Origin of the sequence: Providencia sp. JGM181 (assembly GCF_018257375.1) — a bacterium.
Taxonomy (GTDB): Bacteria; Pseudomonadota; Gammaproteobacteria; order Enterobacterales; family Enterobacteriaceae; genus Providencia; species Providencia lanzhouensis.
In genome coordinates, this window is record NZ_JAERJY010000053.1 from 1 (window position 1) to 21,063 (window position 21,063).

Annotated in this window: 24 protein-coding genes; 4 read left to right on the plus strand and 20 right to left on the minus strand. The window is 43.2% G+C overall.

From position 1 onward, the window contains the following. Positions 1–152: 152 nt before the first annotated feature. The 18 genes from nagZ to yceD all read right to left on the minus strand — a co-directional run bounded on the left by nagZ (position 153) and on the right by yceD (position 14,157). Entirely contained in the window at positions 153–1,190 is a 1,038-nt protein-coding gene (gene nagZ, locus JK188_RS08950) for a beta-N-acetylhexosaminidase (RefSeq protein ID WP_442959115.1), read from the minus strand. A gap of 53 nt (positions 1,191–1,243) precedes the next feature. Next, positions 1,244–2,128 (minus strand): phosphotransferase, encoded by an 885-nt coding sequence (locus tag JK188_RS08955; RefSeq protein ID WP_211885934.1) that lies wholly within the window; start codon positions 2,126–2,128, stop codon positions 1,244–1,246. Continuing rightward, entirely contained in the window at positions 2,121–2,714 is a 594-nt protein-coding gene (gene lpoB, locus JK188_RS08960) for a penicillin-binding protein activator LpoB (RefSeq protein ID WP_211885936.1), read from the minus strand. The genes JK188_RS08955 and lpoB overlap by 8 nt, the downstream gene beginning before the upstream one ends. Then, entirely contained in the window at positions 2,711–3,130 is a 420-nt protein-coding gene (locus JK188_RS08965; protein WP_211885938.1) for a YcfL family protein, read from the minus strand. The genes lpoB and JK188_RS08965 overlap by 4 nt, the downstream gene beginning before the upstream one ends. A gap of 6 nt (positions 3,131–3,136) precedes the next feature. Continuing rightward, positions 3,137–3,487: a purine nucleoside phosphoramidase gene (hinT, locus tag JK188_RS08970; protein ID WP_006660814.1), complete on the minus strand. Its 351-nt coding sequence runs from the start codon at positions 3,485–3,487 to the stop codon at positions 3,137–3,139. A 33-nt stretch (positions 3,488–3,520) separates the two neighbouring features. Continuing rightward, the gene (locus JK188_RS08975) at positions 3,521–4,303 is read right to left on the minus strand and encodes a metal-dependent hydrolase (protein ID WP_211885940.1); all 783 of its coding nucleotides are present in this window, start codon (positions 4,301–4,303) and stop codon (positions 3,521–3,523) included. A 24-nt stretch (positions 4,304–4,327) separates the two neighbouring features. Next, positions 4,328–5,308, minus strand: coding sequence for a DNA polymerase III subunit delta' (gene holB / locus JK188_RS08980; protein WP_211886434.1), 981 nt, complete (start codon positions 5,306–5,308; stop codon positions 4,328–4,330). 10 nt (positions 5,309–5,318) lie between these two features. Further along, the gene (gene tmk, locus JK188_RS08985; RefSeq protein WP_154603580.1) at positions 5,319–5,945 is read right to left on the minus strand and encodes a dTMP kinase; all 627 of its coding nucleotides are present in this window, start codon (positions 5,943–5,945) and stop codon (positions 5,319–5,321) included. 8 nt (positions 5,946–5,953) lie between these two features. After that, positions 5,954–6,976 carry an endolytic transglycosylase MltG gene (gene mltG / locus JK188_RS08990; RefSeq protein WP_211885947.1) on the minus strand — a complete coding sequence of 341 codons (1,023 nt, stop codon included), beginning with the start codon at positions 6,974–6,976 and terminating at the stop codon, positions 5,954–5,956. Between the two features lie 78 nt (positions 6,977–7,054). Continuing rightward, positions 7,055–7,882 (minus strand): aminodeoxychorismate lyase, encoded by an 828-nt coding sequence (pabC, locus tag JK188_RS08995; protein ID WP_211885948.1) that lies wholly within the window; start codon positions 7,880–7,882, stop codon positions 7,055–7,057. 148 nt (positions 7,883–8,030) lie between these two features. Continuing rightward, the gene (gene fabF, locus JK188_RS09000; protein WP_211885949.1) at positions 8,031–9,281 is read right to left on the minus strand and encodes a beta-ketoacyl-ACP synthase II; all 1,251 of its coding nucleotides are present in this window, start codon (positions 9,279–9,281) and stop codon (positions 8,031–8,033) included. Positions 9,282–9,359: 78 nt separating this feature from the next. Then, positions 9,360–9,593, minus strand: coding sequence for an acyl carrier protein (acpP, locus tag JK188_RS09005; protein ID WP_006660807.1), 234 nt, complete (start codon positions 9,591–9,593; stop codon positions 9,360–9,362). Positions 9,594–9,749: 156 nt separating this feature from the next. Further along, positions 9,750–10,484, minus strand: a complete 735-nt coding sequence (gene fabG / locus JK188_RS09010; protein ID WP_154627155.1) for a 3-oxoacyl-ACP reductase FabG — start codon at positions 10,482–10,484, stop codon at positions 9,750–9,752. Between the two features lie 8 nt (positions 10,485–10,492). Further along, positions 10,493–11,425, minus strand: coding sequence for an ACP S-malonyltransferase (fabD, locus tag JK188_RS09015; RefSeq protein ID WP_108477953.1), 933 nt, complete (start codon positions 11,423–11,425; stop codon positions 10,493–10,495). 18 nt (positions 11,426–11,443) lie between these two features. Next, the gene (locus tag JK188_RS09020) at positions 11,444–12,394 is read right to left on the minus strand and encodes a beta-ketoacyl-ACP synthase III (RefSeq protein WP_211885951.1); all 951 of its coding nucleotides are present in this window, start codon (positions 12,392–12,394) and stop codon (positions 11,444–11,446) included. A 3-nt stretch (positions 12,395–12,397) separates the two neighbouring features. After that, entirely contained in the window at positions 12,398–13,438 is a 1,041-nt protein-coding gene (gene plsX / locus JK188_RS09025; protein WP_211885952.1) for a phosphate acyltransferase PlsX, read from the minus strand. A gap of 11 nt (positions 13,439–13,449) precedes the next feature. Next, entirely contained in the window at positions 13,450–13,620 is a 171-nt protein-coding gene (rpmF, locus tag JK188_RS09030; RefSeq protein WP_006660802.1) for a 50S ribosomal protein L32, read from the minus strand. A gap of 12 nt (positions 13,621–13,632) precedes the next feature. Then, entirely contained in the window at positions 13,633–14,157 is a 525-nt protein-coding gene (gene yceD / locus JK188_RS09035; RefSeq protein ID WP_036953067.1) for a 23S rRNA accumulation protein YceD, read from the minus strand. Positions 14,158–14,299: 142 nt separating this feature from the next. Between yceD and JK188_RS09040 the strand changes: the two genes are divergently transcribed. Beyond that, a complete protein-coding gene (locus JK188_RS09040) occupies positions 14,300–14,884 on the plus strand; it encodes a Maf family protein (RefSeq protein WP_108477952.1) in 585 nt (194 codons plus the stop codon). Between the two features lie 49 nt (positions 14,885–14,933). Here JK188_RS09040 and rluC read toward each other — a convergent pair whose 3' ends face one another. Continuing rightward, positions 14,934–15,890, minus strand: a complete 957-nt coding sequence (rluC, locus tag JK188_RS09045) for a 23S rRNA pseudouridine(955/2504/2580) synthase RluC (protein WP_036953062.1) — start codon at positions 15,888–15,890, stop codon at positions 14,934–14,936. 618 nt (positions 15,891–16,508) lie between these two features. Between rluC and rne the strand changes: the two genes are divergently transcribed. From rne to JK188_RS18090, 3 genes are all read left to right on the plus strand, one after another. Beyond that, entirely contained in the window at positions 16,509–19,718 is a 3,210-nt protein-coding gene (gene rne, locus JK188_RS09050) for a ribonuclease E (protein WP_211885953.1), read from the plus strand. A gap of 336 nt (positions 19,719–20,054) precedes the next feature. Further along, entirely contained in the window at positions 20,055–20,759 is a 705-nt protein-coding gene (locus tag JK188_RS09055; RefSeq protein ID WP_249215408.1) for a colicin-like pore-forming protein, read from the plus strand. After that, positions 20,743–20,802, plus strand: a complete 60-nt coding sequence (locus JK188_RS18090; RefSeq protein ID WP_442959116.1) for a hypothetical protein — start codon at positions 20,743–20,745, stop codon at positions 20,800–20,802. Before JK188_RS09055 ends, JK188_RS18090 begins: the two co-directional genes overlap by 17 nt. Before the next feature lie 27 nt (positions 20,803–20,829). On the opposite strand, the gene JK188_RS09060 is transcribed toward JK188_RS18090, so the two are convergent. Then, positions 20,830–21,063: colicin E1 immunity protein (locus JK188_RS09060; protein WP_249216024.1), on the minus strand; the 234-nt coding region annotated here is incomplete at its 5' end.

Consider the following 21,063-nt stretch of genomic DNA (forward strand, 5'->3'; position numbering starts at 1 on the left):
TAGATACAGTATTACTAATCAAATTAGACAATCTCCCCCCTTGTTCCTATTCAATTTATACCAATAAGGTTACCCGTAACTTATTCAGTGAATTTAAGATAAAAAAAACCGATGGATTATTATTCCATCGGTTCATTTTCAACACGGTTTAATTAGCGGTTACGGTGTTCTTGCCATTTTTCATGTAATTCGACTAATTGACGGTGACTTTGCTTCCAACGATCCACAGATTGTAGCTCATTCAGTGAATACTGGCGGCCACTGTGGTACAGCTTAGAAGCGCGGCTGTCACTTTGTTTCGGTAAATTATCCAGGACGCTCACCGCACCTTCACGATTATTACAAACAAGGATCATGTCGCAGCCCGCATTCAATGAGGCTTTCGCTCTCTCTGGATAACTCCCCATAATGGCAGCACCTTCCATCGATAAGTCATCAGAGAAGATAACGCCATCGAAACCAAGCTGCTCACGTAATACCGATTTTAGCCAGAATGGTGAACCACTCGCAGGACGGTCATCCGCTTGGGTATAAACCACGTGGGCAGGCATAATAGCATCAAGCAATTCACGCTGAATAAAGTCTTTAAAAATAGACATATCCTTGCCACGAATTTGCTCGAGTGGGCGATCATCGCGTGGCGTTTCTTTATGGGAATCGGCTTTTACGGCGCCATGCCCTGGGAAGTGCTTACCTGTGGTTTTCATTCCTGCGCTGTGCATACCGCGAATAAAACGCTCTGCCATCACCATTGCAATTTCAGGATCTGCATGGAATGAACGCTCACCAATTGCGATACTTTCATGCCCTAAATCCAGCACAGGGGCGAAGCTAATGTCGATATCCATAGCAATCATTTCTGCCGCCATTAACCAGCCTGCTTCTTGTGCTAATTTAGCACCATCCATCTGGTTGTTCAGTGCAGCAAAAGCTTGCGCAGAAGGTAATGCGGTAAATCCATCACGAAAACGCTGTACACGGCCACCCTCTTGATCCACTGCAATCAATAAACGGTGTCTTGATGCATCACGGATTTGTCGCACTAACTCACGCAACTGTGCCGCATCATGGAAGTTACGGGTAAATAAAATCAACCCGCCTACCAGTGGATGAGCCAAAATTTCACGCTCTTCGTTGTCCAGTTCATAACCCTGAACATCCAGCATTATCGGACCCATAACATGCCTCACTTGATTAATTTTCACAAATTCTCGTGTATTCACGGAGATTTTAAATTGCCCAATCAAAGACCAAAATAGTCTCGTAATGGGGAAGAATCGTTTAAAAACTGCGCTTCTTGACGCTGGCACCACTGAACTTCATACCACATTAACGTCATGTACTTGACCCACGGCTCCCATTGCAAGCAATGCTCTGCCAAACGGGATTTATCTTTATAGGCGCCATAGGTGTGGCAATATTGCGTCAAGAAATAATCTCGTTGTTCTACCGTCAGGCTATTGAATTGAAAATAGGTTTCTAGGGACAAACCAATATCGGTATTTGCCGCATATTCCCAATCCACCAGCATTTTTGGCACTCCTTGCTCACACAGCACATTGCCCGGATGAATATCCATATGAGCGGGTGCGAGCTTTAATACCTTTGGCATTGGCGTGCGTAGGAAGCGACGATGTACCCGCTTCCAGCGTGCAGAGACTCTTTTATTATCAATTAAATAGCCATAATGAGCAATCTCATTACGTAACGGTAATCGGTAATTTAATACGCCATGATTATGGAGCTTGGCAACGATCTCTGCCAAGTTTTTTTGAAATTCAAAGGAAAGAAATTGTTCGCAGCTAGGATGGTCTCCATCAACCCATTCCAGTAATAACCAATGGCTATTACGCCCGATGACTTGGGGGGAATAAGGAAAATCTTTCAATTGCTTAAGAATATGCGCTTCTTTACGGCGATTAACATACAACGCATTTTGCGCTTGCCCATCTGAACGGGCGATTAATTTGATGGAGGGAACCGTATCTTGGGTTTGAGTCGAGTATCGATATTCAACTAAATAGCTGCCACCTGATAACCCCGTTAATGGCGAGACTTCCCAGCATGATGCTAAAACTGCTGGGAAGCATTCAGAAAGTAATGCAAACAGTGATGATTGATTACTCAATACTCTGCTTTCCAGACCACACAATTTCACCGGTTTGCACGTCCATTAACTGCATTTCAATGCTGCGTTCTTTAGAAGAGCCTGACATGACACTGTAAATCACATATTGCGCTTGGACATAACGACCTAAACCAATCGCTTTACTGCGAGTCACCAAACTATCATCCTGCGACAACCCCAAGGTTTTACGGGCAGCACTGACGACGCCTTGAGGAACCACTTTAAACTTATTGGTTTTCATGACTTCATTGGTTAATGCAGCCGTGACTGCCTGTGAAGGTAAGCTTCCGCTGGTATTATTTTTGACAGAATCGACCAGTAAAACTTTGCCACTTTCAACGCCATCGTCCGCCACCATTTTATTGACTAATGGCTGTAATGCACCAGCCCAATCAATGGATTGCTGCTTTGGTGGCATCGGTACGGTGTCTGTTGGTGGTGGAGGCGTTAATTCCGGCTGCTTTTCAGGTTGTTTCGGTGTTACACCCGGTTCAACAGGAACAATTGAGGGTTTAGGCCCTTGAGGGACTGACGGACAACCTGCCAAAATAAATGCTGCTGCTGCGACCAATAAGATCCGTTTCATTGTGACTCTCCAGCCGTTGAAGGTAAGAAAACATAGATACGCGCATTACGAGCAAGCGGGGATGTCGTGACCTCTTTTAGCATCACTGACGAATTAGCAGGGATAACTTGGGGTTGACTCTTTGTTGAATCCACTCTCAGTCCTTGCTCGTCATACCAAAAGATGCGATACATCACAGTGACCGGTTTCTTTTCAATATTGCTCATATTGATCGTTGCGGTCGCCGTTACGTTACCGACCTTAATCACCGGTTTTTCTACAATCACGCCCGCGGCTAGCACGGAAGGCTCCATCACGATGCGCTGCTGAACATTAAATGATAACCCTGTTTTTTTGTTCCAAGCACAACCACTGAGAAAAAGCATAAGTAAGCCCAGTGTGGCGACGTATTTTAAGGTTGATGCAGCGCGTTTCATGATGAATTACTTAGCCAATAATGGGCCTAATGGACGTCCACCCACTAAGTGCATATGAATGTGGAAAACTTCTTGTCCTGAATGTTTGTTGCAGTTCATAATCAGGCGATAGCCATCTTCTGCAATCCCTTCTTCTTTCGCAATTTTCGCCGCCACGGTAAATAAGCGCCCTAATGCCAGCTCATCATCAACCGTCACATCATTCACGGTTGGAATTAATTTGTTCGGAATGATCAAAATATGCGTCGGCGCTTGTGCCGCGATATCACGAAATGCTGTGACCAGTTCGTCTTGATAGACGATCTCAGACGGGATTTCACGTCGAATGATTTTACTGAAAATAGTCTCTTCTGCCATGACAAATTCCTTAATAATTTAATCGTTATCTGTTTATTGCCCAGCGCGTAAATGGAATAAACGGTTGAAGTTTTCTGTGGTAATTTGTGCCATTTCTTCAACACTCACCCCTTTCAATACAGCCATATACTCCACCACATCACGCACATACGCAGGTTGGTTCTCTTTACCACGATGCGGTACTGGGGCTAAATAAGGTGAATCTGTTTCTACTAAAATTCTATCTAATGGCACAACTCGCGCTGCTTCTCGGATCTGTTCAGCATTACGGAACGTGACAATACCAGAAAAAGAGATATACATCCCTAAATCCAGTAAATCGATGGCCGTTTGTTGGTCTTCCGTAAAGCAATGCAACACACCGCCACACTCGTCAACTTTCTCTTCACGTAAAATAGTCAGTGTATCTTCTCGAGCGGAACGAGTATGCACAATCACTGGCTTATTCACTTGACGACCAATGCGAATATGCTGACGAAATGACTCTTGCTGCAGTGCCGCATTCTCTTGCTGATAATAGTAATCTAAGCCCGTTTCACCGAGCGCGACCACTTCACTGCCCGCTGCTAATTGCGCCAATTTTTCAAAATCATAACCTTCATCCAAGTTCAATGGATGAATACCGCAAGAAAATGCGACATTGTCGCGCTTTCCAATTAACTGTTTCATGCTTTCAAAACCGGGCAAAGTGGTTGCCACGGCTAACATAAAGCCGACATCGCGTGCGGATGCCTTTGCGATAACATCATCGACGTTAGTGTGTAATTTTTCATAATCTAAACAGTCGAGATGGCAGTGTGAATCAACAACAAACATAGTCTACTCTTTTTATCTTGAAGGCTAAGCGAATAACGCTTCCCAGTGTAATAATTGATTGGTCAGGATCAACTCCTGATTCAGTGCAGGCACGGTTAATAGCTGGTAACGACACGCTTGCCACTGGCTATACACATCCAATAGCTGCGAGCTGCTCATGGATGTCGCCAACAAAGTGACGCACGCCATTTTATCTTGGTTAACAACGTACTGCCCTGCTTTTTGCTGCAATTTTATGCCATCGGCAATTAACCCAAGTAGCCAATTAATGCATTCAGGCCCATTATCGGTATTTAACGCTGGCAAAAGCTTTAAAAAATCTTTCTGACGTAAGCTCTGCTCTAACTCATTGCACAATAGCTGACGTCGTTGCCACAACTCTGGCTCAAGCAACTGTAATGCGGCAACAGGTGCGCCTTGGCACAATTTTAATGCCGTCACAGCATCTTCTACGGATAAACTCGCCTGCTGTTTTTGCAGCCAATATAATGCAACTTGCTGATCAGGCACAGGTAAAAAGTGAGTTAAACAGCGACTTCTTAATGTGGCCAGCAAACTATCGAGTTTTTCACAACCTAATAAAAAGTAGGTTTGCCCTGCGGGTTCTTCTAAGGTTTTGAGCAGCGCGTTAGCCGCAGCATCCGTCAGTGCTTGTGCATCGGGAATGGAAACGACTTTTGCGCCACTTTGCTGCGCATGACCACTTAACGTTTCTGTCAGTTTACGAACCGCATCAACACTGATGGTTGTTTTCCCTTTTTCAGGCTCTAGAACATGATAATCAGGATGTGTACCTGCCAACATTAAGCGGCAGCTATGGCACTCTCCACAGCTTTTTAAACCGTCTTTATCTTGGCAAATCAACCAACGGCTCACGCCATAGCTTAATGCCTCAGCCCCATTGCCCGCTATTGAGTGAATCAACAACGCGTGGTGTCCACGTCCTGCTTGATAGGCGCTAATTAATTGACGATAAGTCTCATTAAGCCACGGATACCAATTCATCATTAGTGCCTTATTTTGCCAGCCACGTCAGTAAAGTACTGCGAATATCGGCTTGCACCTGTTCAATATTTTGGCTCGCATCGATGGTTAAAATCGTGTCGTCTGCCGCTGCCAATTCTAAATAACGCGCTCGGGTACGTTCAAAGAAAGCCAGTGATTCTTTCTCAATACGGTCTAATTCACCGCGAGAGCGGGCGCGTTGTAAACCCAATTCTGGCGGTAAATCTAAATAGAGCGTCAGTGCAGGTTTAAATTCACCAAGGACGAGATCTCTTAATGAAGCCATTAAGTGGCGATCGATTTCACGGCCACCACCTTGATAAGCTTGGGAGGATAAATCATGTCTGTCGCCGATAACCCATTTTCCTGCTGCAAGTGCGGGCTTGATGACGGTATCAACTAACTGAACACGCGCCGCGTACAACATTAATAGCTCAGCTTTGTCGGTGACTCTATCACCTTCAATGCCTTGCTTTATCAATTCACGTAGTTTTTCCGCAAGCGGTGTACCTCCCGGCTCACGGGTAAACACCATATCATGGATGCCAGCTTGCTTTAATGTGTCAACAACGGTGTTGATTGCCGTCGTTTTACCCGCACCTTCTAATCCTTCAATAACAATAAATTGGTTTTTCATTTCGTTTATCAATTCTTTTGCTCAATTTGTCGGTAAACCTTAACAGCGCGGTTATGGTCATTAAGATTGCGACTAAAAGTATGTCCACCTGTACCATCGGCGACAAAGTATAAATAATCTGTTTTTGCTGGATGAGCCGCCGCTTTTATCGAAGCAAGACCCGGCATAGCAATTGGCGTTGGCGGTAAACCATCGATTTTATACGTGTTATATGCGGTATAGTTATCTAAATCGCTGCGATAAATTTTACCACGATAGTTTTCCCCTAACCCATAGATAACCGTAGGGTCTGTTTGTAAGCGCATATTTTTCTTTAAGCGATTCACAAACACCGAGGCAACCTGCGCACGTTCGTTGTCCACGCCAGTCTCTTTTTCAACAATCGATGCCATGATCAACATTTCATAGGCATTCTTATAGGGTAGATCTTTATCGCGACCTTTCCACTCTTCTTCCACCGCAGCTTGCATGCGTTTATAAGCGCGTTTGAGTATCTCAACATCGCTGGTACCCGCAGTGTATAAATAGGTATCGGGGTATAACCAACCTTCGAGGTTATCGCCCTCTTTAAAATCCAGCATGGCATAAAGCTCAGTTGGCGTAGCATCTTGAGTTTTATGTTGCATATAAGGAGCATCACGCAAGATATTGCTCCAATCTGCCAGTTTGTTACCTTCAATAAAACGAATACTAAATTGCGCTTCTTTGCCACTGGCGATCAACGCTAATAATTGCTCCACCGTCATGTTTGGCTGTAAGCGATAGGTTCCTGCTTTGAACTGAGCTAATTCGGGCCGTGCTTTTAAAAGAAGTTGAAAATTATGTCCTTCTTCAATAAATTTTTCCTTGATAAGCAACCCTTCTAAGGCTACTCGCCCTGTCCCTGCAGGCACAGTAAAGATCGTCTCTTGGACAATGTTGATGGGCTTTTTCGCATAATCAAGAACTTGGCGATATTGCAGATACACCACAATCACGCCGATAACCGCAAGGACAAAGACAATCAGTGTTATTTTTTTCGCTAATTTCATTATGGGTCACTTAAATGTATTTTTTGTCGATGAATAATTGTTTGTCGATGAATGATATAAGTTAAATGGTTATCGGATTCAAATTTGTCGCTGTAATAGTAAATACTCAAACAGTTCTCTTGATTGATAACTAATTGTTTTATCTTTTGAAAACTGGATGCTTTTCACCGGTAAAACAGGCATTAAAGCATTACAAATAATCACTTCATCACATTGAGTCAAAATGGCGGGAAAGCGCTCGACTTCTGCCAGATGGTACTGGCTATTATTGAGCTGCGCTATGATCTTTTGTCTCATTAATCCATTGACGCCGGAGTGACTAAGAATCGGAGTGTAAACATCACGCCCTATACGCCAAAAAATATTGGCGCTACAGCATTCAACGATGACGCCATTCGTATCTAACACCACAGCCTCATCCAATTTAGCGTCATCAATCTCTTGGCGGATCAACACTTGCTCTAATCGATTTAAGTGCTTCATGCCTGCTAAGAGTGGATTGCGGCTTAATGGAATTTGGCTGAGCAACAATGAAGCCCCTTGGCACTGTAATGCTGCGTAATGTTTTGGGAAAGGAGAAACCATCATGATAATTGTCGGATGTTCAAACCCTTGGGAGCTATAACCTCGACCGCCCTGACCACGACTTAACATGACCTTCACTACAAATTCTTCATCTGTTTGTTGTTCACAAACCTCTTCAATATGTCGCGCCAGTTGTGGCCAATCTATCACTGGTAATTTGAGACGAGCGGAATCCTGCTGTAGGCGTAAAATGTGCTTATCTAACATCTTTGCTTGTTGATTCACGCCATGAATAGTCGTAAAGCAGCCATCACCAAAGGCGATAGCGCGATCGGTAATATCAATTTGTTGACAATAAACCCCGTTAACCCAATAAGTCATGACCATTTCTTATAATAAAAGCTGATAAATCAGGCAGTAACATAGTGTGTAATATCATAAACTAAAGCAAAGAGTACTGCAAAAAGAAGGCAAAAATAAAGCCCCAGTATCAAAGACACTGGAGCTTAGAAATGCACGGTATTATTGATTATTCCGCGTGATAGCGACGGAAAATTAAGGAACCGTTAGTACCACCAAAGCCGAATGAGTTACACAGAGCATACTCCATGTTTTCAACTTTACGGGCTTCACCCGGAACAAAATCAAGCTTACAACCTTCATCAGGATTATCTAAGTTGATTGTTGGTGGAATGATTTGGTCGCACAGAGACAGAATAGTAAAGATAGATTCAATCGCACCCGCAGCACCTAATAAGTGACCTGTCATGGATTTTGTTGAACTGACTAATACTTTTGTGTCTTCGCCAAATACAGAGATAACCGCTTGCGCTTCCGCTAAGTCACCTGCTGGTGTTGATGTACCGTGAGCATTGATATAGCCAACATCACTTGGCTTAATGCCTGCATCGTTTAGCGCATTTTTCATCGCTAATGCAGCGCCTTCACCATTTTCTGGTGGTGACGTCATATGATAAGCATCACTGCTCATACCAAAGCCTGCGATTTCTGCGTAAATTTTCGCACCACGCGCTTTAGCATGTTCATATTCTTCAAGTACGATGATCCCTGCGCCATCACCAAGAACAAAACCATCACGGTCTTTGTCCCATGGGCGACTAGCCGCTTGTGGGTCATCATTACGGGTTGATAATGCACGCGCTGCACCAAAGCCAGCGACACCTAATGGTGTTGTTGCTTTTTCGGCACCACCTGCCAACATCACATCAGCATCACCGTACGCAATCATACGTGCTGCGTGCCCAATATTATGAACACCAGAGGTACATGCAGTAGCGATTGAGATGCTAGGACCACGGAAGCCATACATAATGCTTAAGTGACCAGCAACCATATTGATGATTGTTGAAGGTACAAAGAATGGGCTCACTTTACGAGGACCACCGTGTAACATAGATTCACAGTTGTCTTGAATGAGGCCTAACCCGCCAATACCAGAACCAATCGCCAAACCGATACGAGTAGCATTGGCTTCTGTTACTTCCAATTCAGCATCTTTGATAGCTTGATAGCCCGCAGCAATACCGTATTGAATAAATGGGTCCATCTTCTTCGCATCTTTGCGAGAGATGTCAAAATCTTCGTAGTTGAAATCTTTTACTAAGCCAGCAAATTTAGTTGCGTGGTTAGTAGTATCAAAATGATCGATTAGGCTGATACCACTCTGTCCGTCACAAACAGCTTTCCATGATGACTCAACTGCGTTGCCGACAGGAGATAACATGCCCAGTCCGGTTACGACTACACGACGCTTAGACACGTATGTCCTCCAAGGAGGGAATTAGTTACAAAAGAAACATAGGCGATCGAATGATCGCCTAGATAAGTTTTACCGCTATTACTCAGATGCTTTGACGTAGTCAATTGCAGCCTGTACTGTAGTGATCTTTTCAGCTTCTTCGTCAGGGATTTCGCAATCGAACTCTTCTTCCAGAGCCATAACCAGTTCTACTGTGTCAAGAGAATCAGCGCCCAAGTCATCAACAAATGAAGCTGTATTCACAACTTCTTCCTCTTTAACACCCAGTTGTTCAACGATGATTTTCTTAACGCGTTCTTCGATAGTGCTCATACTATTAAAATTCCTATCAAAACTCGCTTTCGCGATGGTTTTCGTAGTTTATGAAATACAGGAAAAGATACAACCCAATCCCGGCTGTGGAAACCATTATTTTGCATAATTTTGTATTAGATAACACAAAAATATGCAAATGGTTCCCTCATTTCTTTAGATCATGTACATGCCACCATTGACATGCAATGTTTCACCTGTGATGTAAGCAGCCTCGTCAGAAGCTAAAAATGCTACAGCACTGGCAATTTCTTGTGCATCACCCAGTCTATCCGCAGGAACCTGAGATAAAATGCCTGCACGTTGTTCGTCTGTCAATGCCTTAGTCATATCAGTTTCGATAAAACCAGGCGCTACAACGTTAACAGTGATACCACGAGAAGCGACTTCTCGAGCTAATGATTTACTAAAACCAATCAGCCCAGCTTTCGCTGCCGCGTAGTTTGTTTGTCCCGCATTTCCCATGACACCGACAACAGATGCGATGGAAATAATACGCCCACAACGTTTTTTCATCATGGCACGCAAAACGGATTTAGACAAACGGTAAACGGATGAAAGATTCGTGTCAATAATATCTTGCCACTCATCATCCTTCATACGCATCAATAAGTTATCACGCGTAATACCAGCATTATTAACTAAAATATCAATTTCGCCAAATTCCGCACGGATCTGGGTCAATGTTTCTTCAATTGATGCTGGATCTGTCACGTTTAACGCTAAGCCTTTACCTTTGCCATCTAAATAGGCAGTAATCGCTTCCGCGCCTTTTTCGCTTGTTGCAGTACCGATAACGGTCGCACCGCGTGCAGTCAAGGTTAAAGCAATTGCTTTACCGATCCCACGGCTAGCACCAGTTACCAGTGCAATTTTTCCTTCAAAGCTCATTGTCGTCCTCAGATAGTTTCTAAAGCCGAGTCTAATGATACAGGATCATTGACTGCAACGGCAGTTAAATTAGAGACAATTCGCTTGGTTAGACCAGTCAGAACTTTACCTGGACCCATCTCAACCAATTGCTCAATACCTTGTTCTGCCATGAATTCGACTGTTTCAGTCCAGCGCACCGGATTATATAATTGGCGCACTAATGCATCACGGATATTTTTTGCAGACGTTTCCATTTTAACATCAACGTTGTTAATAACTGGATAGGTCGGCTCACAAAATTCAATTTTTTCTAATGCTTCAGCTAATTTATCTGCAGCTGGCTTCATTAATGCACAGTGGGAAGGCACGCTAACAGACAGTGGCAGTGCACGTTTTGCACCCGCTTCTTTACAAGCAGCACCTGCACGCTCAACCGCAGCTTTCTCACCTGCAATAACAACTTGACCCGGTGAGTTAAAGTTCACAGGTGAAACCACCTGCCCTTGTGCTGCTTCTTGGCATGCTTTCTCGATAGATTCGTTATCTAAACCGATGATTGCATACATTGCGCCCGTGCCTTCAGGAACCGCTTCTTGCATCAGTTTACCGCGCAGTTCCACTAATTTAATGGCTTGTTTGAAGTCGATAACACCCGCACAAACTAACGCTGAATATTCGCCAAGGCTATGACCTGCCATCAATGCAGGCATTTTGCCATTTTTTGCTTGCCAAACACGGAAGATAGCTACAGACGCTGCTAATAATGCAGGTTGGGTCTGCCATGTTTTGTTTAACTCTTCTTCTGGCCCATTTTGAACTAGTGCCCAGAGATCGTAACCCAATGCTTCAGAAGCTTCAGCGAATGTTTCTTTAACCAGCTGATTTTGCTCTGCTAAATCAGCTAACATTCCTAAAGACTGGGAACCTTGTCCCGGGAATACCATAGCAAATTGTGTCATGTTTGTTTTCTCAGTAAATTAAAAACGAACCAGTGCGGAGCCCCAAGTAAAGCCGCCACCAAATGCTTCTAATAACACTAATTGGCCACGCTGAATGCGACCATCGCGCACTGCTTCATCTAGTGCTGTTGGGACTGATGCCGCAGAAGTATTTCCATGACGATCCAGCGTAACAACCACTTTATCCATGGTCATATCCAATTTTTTTGCGGTCGCGGAAATAATTCGTAAATTTGCTTGATGTGGTACTAACCAATCAAGTTCTTCTTTTGCAATGTCATTTTGCGCCAGTGTTTCATCAACGATATGGGCTAATTCACGCACAGCAACTTTGAATACTTCGTTACCTGTCATGGACAAGTAAGCTTGGTCATCTGAACAGCGGCTACGGTTTGGTAAGGAGAGTAAATCTCCATAACGCCCATCAGCGTGCAGATGTGTAGAAATGATACCCGGTTCTTCAGAAGCGCCAATTACCACAGCGCCCGCAGCATCACCAAATAGAATAATGGTTCCGCGATCATTCGGGTCTAACGTTTTAGATAACGCATCCGCACCAATCACCAATGCTTTTTTAGTCATGCCCGTTTTAACGAACTGATCAGCGATACTGATAGCATAAGTAAAACCAGCGCAAGCTGCTGCCACATCAAATGCCGCACAGTCATTAATTTCCAGCATTTGCTGAATTTGACATGCAGCGCTTGGGAATGCATGAGTTGCGGAGGTTGTCGCTACAATAATTAAACCAATTTCACTGCTGTCGACCTGTGCCATTTCCAGCGCATTTTTTGCGGCTTGGAAACCCATTATGGACACGTTCTCATCGTCAGCTGAAATTCGTCTCTCTTTAATACCCGTACGCGTTACAATCCATTCATCAGAAGTATCAACCATTTTTTCCAGATCAGCATTGGTACGAACTTGCGATGGCAAATAGCTGCCTGTTCCTAATATTTTACTGTACATAGGTTATTGATCACTCCTGGGTAAAACAATATTAAGTCGAGCTGTTATTCTTTCGGGAACTTGTCGTTCAACAGCCTGTACCGCACGTTCAATTGCGGCTTTAAACGCATTCTCATTCGCTGCGCCATGACTTTTGATGACAATCCCTTTTAATCCTAACAGAGTCGCGCCGTTATACTGGTCGGGGTTCATATCCCCAAAACGCTTCATTAGCCGTTTTTTCAACCATTTCTTAGCGAGTTGCATAAACCAACTGCTTTTTTTGTTCTCTTCACCGGCTGATTTTAACAATGAAAGAATGACACGAATCACCCCTTCCATTGTTTTTAGTGAGACATTACCTGCGAAGCCGTCACACACTAATACATCTGTTTTACCTGTCAGCAACTCGTTGCCTTCAACATAACCAATGTAATTAATTGACGCCGTTTCTTTTAACATAGCGGCGGCTTCGCGGATATTGTCCAGCCCTTTACTCTCTTCTTCACCAATATTGAGTAAAGCGACTTTAGGTTGATTGATGTTGGCAACTTCTTCCGCCATCACTGAACCCATCACTGCAAATTGCACGAGCATTTCACTGCTGCAATTCACGTTAGCCCCTAAATCGAGGACAACGGTTTTTCCTTTTTTCTGATTTGGCAATATGGTCATTAACGCTGGGCGCTCAATGCCCTCAATTGATTTTAACATCAATTTTGCCAAGCCCATCAATGCACCCGTATTACCCGCACTCACGCAAGCCTGCGCTTGACCTGTCTTCACTAACTCTAATGCCACTCGCATTGATGTCCCTTTGCTTTGGCGAATTGCGTGGGATGGCTTAGCATCGTTAGCAATGACGTTTTCAGCTGGGATAATTTCGATACGCGAAATTTGCTCCGCACTTTGTTGTGCAAGCAAAGGATGAATGGCTTCGGGTTGACCGACAAGCAGTAATTTTAATGCTGGATTAGATGCCAGTGCCTGCAATGCAGCAGGCACCGTGACGCGGGGACCAACATCCCCGCCCATGGCATCTAACGCGATGGTTAGATTAGCCAAAGTATCAACAATTACTTGCTGATAACCTTACGGCCACGGTAGTAACCATCTGCAGTCACGTGGTGACGCAGGTGAGTTTCACCGGAAGTTTTATCTACAGAAACTAGGGTAGCAGTCAGTGCATCATGTGAACGACGCATACCGCGTTTTGAACGAGTTGGTTTATTCTGTTGTACGGCCATTGACCTTACTCCTTAAGTACTTTTCTTTAAACTGGCTAATACGGCAAATGGATTTGGTTTCTCTACCTCAGGAGGTAGTTCACCATACACCATGTCCGCTTCGGACACTTCACAGTGTTCAGAATCATGAACCGGAACCACTGGTAGGGATAGAATTATTTCATCTTCTAACATTCCCAGCAAATTTATTTCACCAAATTCATCTACATAAACTGGTTCATACTGTTCCGGTAATGCTTCGGCCTTTTCGTCACTGACGACAGGACTAAAACAATACGATACGTAGACATGATGTTTGAAATCTTTTCTGCAACGTTGGCATTGTAGGGTGACATCCAATTCAGAATGCCCCTCTATGACCGTCAAGCGCTGATTATCAATTTTAAATGATAATTTGCTTTCAACATCACTATCTACACTGACTACTGATTCGGCAATTCGTGTAACTTGCTCAGGTGTGTAACTCCCGACATAGTCGAGGTTTTTCTGAGCTGCACGCTGCGCATCGATAGTCAGGGGTAATTTTACCTTTTGCATAAGGCGCGCATATTAACTTTGTAATGAACTATAGTCAAAGAAAAAGGCGGGATAAACTCGCCTTTTCACCAAAAAATCGCCGGTTAAGCGGATATAGTTTAAAATGAGTTAACCCTTTTGGCTATGAGTTTCGAGAAAAATCATGAAATCGATTATTTTGGCGTCAACCTCTGAATACCGGCAAGCCTTGCTGAAGAAACTGGGCATCCCATTTCTCGCCGCTGCCCCCAACATTGATGAAACCCCTGTTTTACAGGAATCGGCTCAAGCTTTAGTGATGCGCTTATCTCACGAAAAAGCCAATGCATTGGCTCAACGGTATCCACAACATTTAATTATTGGCTCTGACCAAGTTTGTGTCATTGACGATAAAATCGTCGGAAAGCCACATAATTTTGATAATGCCTTTAAACAACTCAAGGCAGCGTCAGGTCATCGGGTGACTTTTTATACTGGGCTTTGCTTATTAGATAGTGCGACAGGTAAATTCAATCTCCAGTGCGAACCCTTCGATGTCTATTTTAGACAGCTCACTGATGAAGAAATCACCCAATACCTAAATAAAGACGAACCTTATCAATGTGCGGGTAGTTTTAAATCGGAAGGACTAGGCATTAGCCTGTTTGATAAACTTTCAGGGCGAGATCCAAACACACTGATTGGCTTGCCGACTATTTTATTGCTGGAAATGTTACGCCAGCATGGCGTCAATCCACTCTTAGACTAAATAATAAGGTTAGCTAACCTGCGGGAGTTGCTAACCTTTATTATCATTATTACTGCGCTTTTTTCGCTCTCAAGACTTTCAGGCACTGATTCAAATCGTTATGTAACGGTGCAACGACTCGCATCTCTTCACCTGTTTTAGGATGAGTAAATTTCAGTGAATACGCGTGCAAAAACAAACGTTTCAGCCCTGTATCTGCCAGCTGGCTATCAAATTGCCTATCACCATAACGATCATCAAAAGCAATTGGATGGCCTGCATGCAAAGTATGCACGCGGATCTGGTGAGTGCGCCCGGTTACTGGGCTCGCTTTAACTAACGTTGCATTTTCAAAACGTTCTTCGACTTTAAAGCGTGTTTCAGAAGGCTTGCCTTCACTACTCACTCGAACAATACGCTCACCGCTTTGTAAAATATTTTTCAATAACGGCGCTTGCACAACTTTAGTATGTGACTGCCAATTACCGCGCACTAACGCTAAATAATCTTTTTGCATCTGTTTCAGGCGTAATTGTTCGTGAAGCGCACGTAACGCCGAACGTTTTTTAGCAACCAATAAGATGCCGGAAGTATCTCTGTCTAAACGATGTACCAGCTCTAAAAAGCGGGCTTCTGGACGTAATGCGCGCAGCCCTTCAATCACGCCAAAGCTTAATCCACTGCCACCATGAACCGCGGTACCTGATGGCTTATTAATGACTAGAATGGATTCATCTTCAAATAGAATGCAATCTGTTAATGCTGCCACCTTATCCAATTTCGCTGAAACAGGTGCGGTTTCACGTTCAGCCACACGCACTGGCGGCACGCGAACTTGATCCCCTTCGAGTAGTTTGTATTCAGGCTTAATTCGCCCTTTGTTGACGCGCACTTCACCTTTACGGATGATGCGATAAATCATGCTCTTAGGAACACCTTTTAACTTGCTCAGCAAGAAATTATCAATGCGTTGCCCTGCTTCGTCATCGCTAATATCAATAAATTGGACTTGGTTTTCTGTTTTCATTCGGGAATGCGTTAACTCTGATTGATGAATAAATAGTCTCACTTACATCGTTATATCATACCGACTCCACGAATTTTTTTATGTTTTTTTTTAAATTGGTCAATTTCTGCATGATTGGCTCAATTTCTTAATAAAATTTCCATATAACTTACGTTGCACTTGCTATAATGCACTTGGCAATGGAATAATAAGCGGCGCCAAGATGTTTAAAAACGAAAATTGGCTTTGCTATGTTAGCTTTAGGTGTTTTTGCACTTTCGGCTATAATTATTTTTAGCTAGTAGAATACAAGTTAGACGTAATACTGTAGGAATTTATTATTTGATGGCGTAACGATGCTGCAATGGCGTAAGACATCTAACTAAATCAAATAAATTAGCGAGCAACGAATTTTAGCTTATTGGGTTGGGAGTCTCCGTTTTCTAAGAAATCTACGGCATCCTGATTAAGAACGCTGAATTTTTAATCTAAAAATCAGGTTCACCGAATACTGCGCGTCTCTATACGAACGACTGCCGAGAGGTAGACGGCTTTGTAAAAATCATGAGGCCATCGGTTTACAGTAGCTCCTTCTTTCGCTGCTCTTTATTATTTAAAAAATAATGAGTAAGTAATAACATGAAAAGAATGCTAATCAACGCAACTCAACAGGAAGAGTTGCGTGTTGCCCTTGTTGACGGGCAACGACTCTACGATTTGGATATTGAAAGCCCAGGTCATGAGCAAAAAAAAGCCAACATTTATAAAGGTAAAATCACCCGTATTGAACCAAGCCTCGAAGCTGCTTTTGTTGATTATGGCGCTGAAAGACACGGTTTCCTGCCTATCAAAGAAATCGCTCGCGAATATTTCCCTAGCAATTACCACTCCCAAGGTCGTCCTAACATCAAAGATGTGCTTAAAGAAGGCCAAGAGGTTATTGTTCAAGTTGATAAAGAAGAACGTGGTAATAAAGGTGCAGCCTTAACCACATTCATCAGCTTAGCGGGTAGTTATTTAGTTCTGATGCCAAACAACCCACGTGCCGGTGGTATTTCTCGCCGCATCGAAGGTGAAGATCGTACAGAATTAAAAGAAGCGTTATCTTGCTTAGAAATTCCAGATGGTATGGGACTCATCGTCCGTACTGCGGGTGTGGGTAAATCAGCAGAATCCCTGCAACAAGATTTACTGTATCGTTTACGCCACTGGGAAGCAATTCAAAAAGCCGCTGAAAACCGTCCAGCTCCGTTCTTAATCCACCAAGAAAGTAATGTGATCGTCCGTGCTTTCCGTGATTATTTACGTCCTGACATCGGCGAAATCCTGATCGATAACCCGAAAGTGGTTGAGATGGCACGTAACCATATCGAAGCGATTGGTCGTGGTGATTTTGCTAGCAAAATTAAACATTATAGTGGCGATGTACCTCTGTTTAGTCACTATCAAATCGAATCTCAAATCGAATCGGCGTTCCAGCGTGAAGTGCGTTTACCTTCAGGCGGTGCGTTAGTTATCGATACAACCGAAGCATTAACGGCTATTGATATCAACTCCTCACGCTCAACCCGTGGCGGTGATATCGAAGAAACGGCATTCAATACTAACCTTGAAGCCGCTGACGAAATTGCACGTCAATTACGTTTACGTGACTTAGGTGGGCTGATTGTTATCGACTTTATCGATATGACCCCAGTTCGCCACCAGCGTGAAGTTGAAAACCGCTTACGTGAAGCCGTTCGCCAAGACCGTGCGCGTATTCAAATCGCACGTATTTCACGCTTTGGTCTGTTAGAAATGTCTCGTCAGCGCCTTAGCCCATCACTGGGTGAGTCCAGCCATCACGTCTGCCCACGCTGTACAGGTACGGGGACTATCCGTGATAACGAATCGCTGTCACTGTCAGTACTGCGTTTAATTGAAGAAGAAGCACTGAAAGAAAATACCCATGAAGTGCATGCGATTGTCCCAGTGCAAATCGCGTCATACCTGTTAAACGAGAAACGCCAAGCAGTTACAGAAATTGAACAACGTCAGCGTAACGTTCGCGTTGTGATTGTACCGAATGACCAGATGCAAACGCCTCACTTCCACGTCATCCGTATCCGTAAAGGTGAAGAAGTTCAAACCCTGAGCTACAACTTAGCCCAGTATCATGAAACTGAAACTTTAAACCACGGTGAAGAAGCGACAACTGAGCGTAAAGCACCAGAGCAACCTGCTATTTCAGCATTTGCACTGCAAGAGCCCGTTGAAGTTCCTGCACTGAAACCAAAAGAAGCTCCGGCTAAAGCACCAGTTCGTGCCAAAGTGGATGAGCAACCTAAAGTTGGTTTATTTAGCAAAATTGCCGCTTTCTTTAAAGGTCTCTTTGCTGAAGAAGAAAAAGCGGTTGAAAAACCAGCGCAGAAACCACGTCAAAATAACAATGACCGTCGCCGCAATAATGATCGCCGTCGCAATAATAACGACCGCCGTAATAACAATCGTCGCGACCGCGATGATAATTACGAAAATCGTGATAACCGCGACAATCGTGACAACCGCGATAACCGTAATAATCGCAATGCACAATCTGAAGATGCTGCAAACCGCAACAAGGGACGTAACAACAAAAATGCGAACCAAGTTGAAGAGCAAATCACTGACAGTGCAAACCGCGAAAATCAGCAGCAACGTCGTGATCAACGTGCAGAACGTCGCCGTCGTCAAGATGAAAAACGTCAACAACAAACTGCAAAAACACAGCAAGATAACCAGCAAACCGCTGTTGATAATGCAGCTGTAGAAAAAGATGAAGAAGAACAACGCCCTGTTGCCCCTCGTCGTCAACGTCGTCAATTAACACAAAAAATTCGTGTGACTGACAATGACCAAACAGTAGAAACGTCAATGATTGCTGATACCGCCGTTGTTGCAGAAAAATCTGCGCCGATTGCGGCATTACCAGCAGCAGTGAATGTTGAGAAAAAACAATCTCATGTTTCGCTGGACGAAGATGACAACTTAGCGACTAACTCAGAACAATTGGATGATGATGAAAAACAAGACACCATCATTCCACGCCGTTCTCGTCGTTCACCACGTCATCTGCGGGTGAGTGGTCAGCGTCGTCGCCGTTACCGTGATGAGCGTCATCTGAATAAATCACCAATGCCTTTAGCGGCGGCTGTAGCCTCCCCTGAATTAGCCTCTGGTAAAGTATTTATTCGTTACCCAGTCGTTCAGCCTCAACAAGAAAGCATGGCTATCATGACCAATGAAGAGATGCTGGAACAACAAAATACCGTTCAAGCCCCTGTGGTAGCTGCTCCGATTGAACATGCTGAAGTAAAAGCCGAGCTCACTGAAGCCCCAGTTGTTACTGAAACTGTTATCGAAGCACCAAAAGTAGAAACTGAAACCAGCGTTGTTGTTGAAACCGCAGCAGTGAAAAGCGATGTTGTTGAAAATGTTGTTGCTGAAAATGTTGTTGAGAATGTCGCAGCAGACGTTATCGAAGAGACAAAATCAGCAGTCGTTGAAACGCAGGTTGAAACCGCTGTAGTTGAAGAGGTCAAAACTATTGTTGAACCTGTCGTTGCAGATGTGGTGATTGAAACTGCGGTTACTACAGCAGTTATTGAAACCACCGTGATTGAACCGGCTTCAACAGCAAATACAGTTATCTTACACAAACGCCATGCATACTCACCAATGACGAAAGCCCCAGCGCCTGCTGTAGTGGCTTCAGACTTTGAAATTAAAGAGTATCAACGTGAGCCATCAACCTTTGAATCTAAAGGCGCAGGTGGACATGTAGCAGCCAACGTTGCGACATCAGAAATGGCAAAACCTGCTAGCTTCTAACATTAGTAAGTAATTGACGAAAGCCTTGATGGGAAACTATCAAGGCTTTTTTTTGCCCAAAAAAAATTGTTCCTGTTGTAATTTATTAAATACTAACGAAATTTATCATCTTAAAGCCTTTGACGAAATATCGTAGATAACTGCATTGTACATTTGCATAAAAGACATATGTACCGTGGGAAAGCACACTTAATGAGGATATTTCTATGGATTATGATTATACACAAATACACCATTGGAAAAATGGCCATGCCTATGCAAGCGATGGTGTATTACTACTCCCAACCCTTCATGTAAGTTACAACAGAATTCTGCCTGACCACATTCTGAAATGCGATGGCAAAAGGATTATGTGGAGTCTGTGGGATCAGTAATTGCCGTTTCGAAAAGACATCCCCTTATAAAAAAATGTTAAGCGCCTATCAAAGTGGACAACTTGAATTAATGTATACCATTTATTGGCGTTCTTTTGGCGGGTTGTACCCAATGATGAAACCGAAAATAGAGCAGGATTTAAATGAAATAAATAAAATAGAGTCAGAGGAGATTAAGGAGTCAGTTAAATTTACAACTGATTTTTATAAAGAAGTTTTTAATACCTATGGAGAAAAAGCAGAAAAACTGGCTAAAACTATAGCGGAGCAATCCAGAGGAAAAAGGATTCGTAATGTTGAAGATGCATTAAGAGCTTATGATAAATATAAAACTAATATTAATAAAAAGATCGATACTAAAAACCGGAAAATTATTGCATCAGCATTAGAATCACTCAACGTTGATGAGATTGCAAAAAACTTGACAAAATTCAGTAAAGGCATGGGCTTTGTAAGCTATTCAATTGATGCTAACGACCTAAGAATTGAATTGGTTAAAGCCGTAGAAACTGATAATTGGAGACCATTTTTTGTGAAAGTAGAAACTATATTAATAGGAATTAGTGCTACAGGTATTGCTGGCTTAGGTTTTAGTTTTTTTATTAGGTGGGCCAGTTGGTATATTAGGCTATGGACTCATACTTGCCGGAATAGGGTCTCTAATTGATGATAGCTTGGTAGAAAAAGCAAATAAGCTAGTTGGTCTATAGTAAGCCACAAGAAAGCAGTTCATTTGATTACTGCCATCTTTTTATAAATATAGTTATTATAAATATTAACGTTATTGGAATTGCGAAGGAAAAAACAACACCATGATACAAAGCTAATCCTCCAGCCTTACCTGGAGTGTCCATCAACAAGCCTCTACTCCAAAATTCTTTAGTAGTAAAAATTAAAAAAAAGCTTTCCACAGCCCATTTAGCCAGCGGGAAAATTACAATACCAATAATGCTTATCAGTATAATTAATGG

What these genes read in the sequence shown, in the direction of transcription:
- lpoB (WP_211885936.1), bottom strand. Translation starts at nt 2,714, where the DNA reads ATGAAACGGATCTTATTGGTCGCAGCAGCAGCATTTATTTTGGCAGGT.
- JK188_RS08965 (WP_211885938.1), bottom strand. Translation starts at nt 3,130, where the DNA reads ATGAAACGCGCTGCATCAACCTTAAAATACGTCGCCACACTGGGCTTA.
- hinT (WP_006660814.1), bottom strand. Translation starts at nt 3,487, where the DNA reads ATGGCAGAAGAGACTATTTTCAGTAAAATCATTCGACGTGAAATCCCG.
- JK188_RS08975 (WP_211885940.1), bottom strand. Translation starts at nt 4,303, where the DNA reads ATGTTTGTTGTTGATTCACACTGCCATCTCGACTGTTTAGATTATGAA.
- holB (WP_211886434.1), bottom strand. Translation starts at nt 5,308, where the DNA reads ATGAATTGGTATCCGTGGCTTAATGAGACTTATCGTCAATTAATTAGC.
- tmk (WP_154603580.1), bottom strand. Translation starts at nt 5,945, where the DNA reads ATGAAAAACCAATTTATTGTTATTGAAGGATTAGAAGGTGCGGGTAAA.
- mltG (WP_211885947.1), bottom strand. Translation starts at nt 6,976, where the DNA reads ATGAAATTAGCGAAAAAAATAACACTGATTGTCTTTGTCCTTGCGGTT.
- pabC (WP_211885948.1), bottom strand. Translation starts at nt 7,882, where the DNA reads ATGACTTATTGGGTTAACGGGGTTTATTGTCAACAAATTGATATTACC.
- acpP (WP_006660807.1), bottom strand. Translation starts at nt 9,593, where the DNA reads ATGAGCACTATCGAAGAACGCGTTAAGAAAATCATCGTTGAACAACTG.
- fabG (WP_154627155.1), bottom strand. Translation starts at nt 10,484, where the DNA reads ATGAGCTTTGAAGGAAAAATTGCACTGGTAACTGGTGCTAGCCGTGGG.
- fabD (WP_108477953.1), bottom strand. Translation starts at nt 11,425, where the DNA reads ATGACACAATTTGCTATGGTATTCCCGGGACAAGGTTCCCAGTCTTTA.
- JK188_RS09020 (WP_211885951.1), bottom strand. Translation starts at nt 12,394, where the DNA reads ATGTACAGTAAAATATTAGGAACAGGCAGCTATTTGCCATCGCAAGTT.
- rpmF (WP_006660802.1), bottom strand. Translation starts at nt 13,620, where the DNA reads ATGGCCGTACAACAGAATAAACCAACTCGTTCAAAACGCGGTATGCGT.
- yceD (WP_036953067.1), bottom strand. Translation starts at nt 14,157, where the DNA reads ATGCAAAAGGTAAAATTACCCCTGACTATCGATGCGCAGCGTGCAGCT.
- JK188_RS09040 (WP_108477952.1), top strand. Translation starts at nt 14,300, where the DNA reads ATGAAATCGATTATTTTGGCGTCAACCTCTGAATACCGGCAAGCCTTG.
- rluC (WP_036953062.1), bottom strand. Translation starts at nt 15,890, where the DNA reads ATGAAAACAGAAAACCAAGTCCAATTTATTGATATTAGCGATGACGAA.
- rne (WP_211885953.1), top strand. Translation starts at nt 16,509, where the DNA reads ATGAAAAGAATGCTAATCAACGCAACTCAACAGGAAGAGTTGCGTGTT.
- JK188_RS09055 (WP_249215408.1), top strand. Translation starts at nt 20,055, where the DNA reads ATGGCAAAAGGATTATGTGGAGTCTGTGGGATCAGTAATTGCCGTTTC.